Source organism: Streptomyces polyasparticus, assembly GCF_014493765.1.
Taxonomy (GTDB): Bacteria; Actinomycetota; Actinomycetes; order Streptomycetales; family Streptomycetaceae; genus Streptomyces; species Streptomyces polyasparticus.
In genome coordinates, this window is sequence record NZ_JACTVJ010000153.1 from 1 (window position 1) to 620 (window position 620).

Here is a 620-nt window from a genome sequence, read left to right on the forward strand (position 1 = left end):
CTTATATTTTTAGGTTCGTTACCTGACGCCTTAAATATTGCGGCTCCCGGTCAGTCGAAGATTCTATTAGCAGTGGCATAAATCAGCATCGCCTGATGTTTCTGGTTCTATGCGAATTCACAGTGTGCTCATTGATTCGTAATTCACTCTGACAAGGAAATGGCAATGAAAAAGGTTCTTCTCTCTGCAGCAATGGCAACCGCGTTTTTTGGCATGACTGCTGCCCATGCAGCTGATACCACTGTTGGCGGCGGCCAGGTTAATTTCTTCGGTAAAGTTACCGATGTATCCTGTACTGTTTCCGTTAACGGCCAGGGCAGCGATGCGAACGTTTACCTGTCTCCGGTAACCCTGACTGAAGTTAAAGCGGCAGCAGCGGATACTTACCTGAAACCGAAATCTTTCACCATTGACGTCTCTAACTGCCAGGCTGCTGATGGCACTAAACAGGATGACGTAAGCAAACTGGGCGTGAACTGGACCGGCGGTAACCTGCTGGCTGGCGCAACCAGCAAACAACAGGGCTACCTGGCGAACACCGAAGCTTCCGGTGCTCAGAACATCCAGCTGGTGCTGTCTACTGACAACGCTACCGCGCTGACCAACAAAATCATCCCGGG

Annotated in this window: 1 protein-coding gene; it reads left to right on the top strand. The window is 50.3% G+C overall.

Going from position 1 to position 620, the window contains the following annotated elements; genetic code table 11:
• Positions 1 to 165 precede the first annotated feature (165 nt).
• Positions 166 to 620: type 3 fimbria major subunit MrkA (mrkA, locus tag H9Y04_RS49265; RefSeq protein WP_064181534.1), on the top strand; the 455-nt coding region annotated here is incomplete at its 3' end.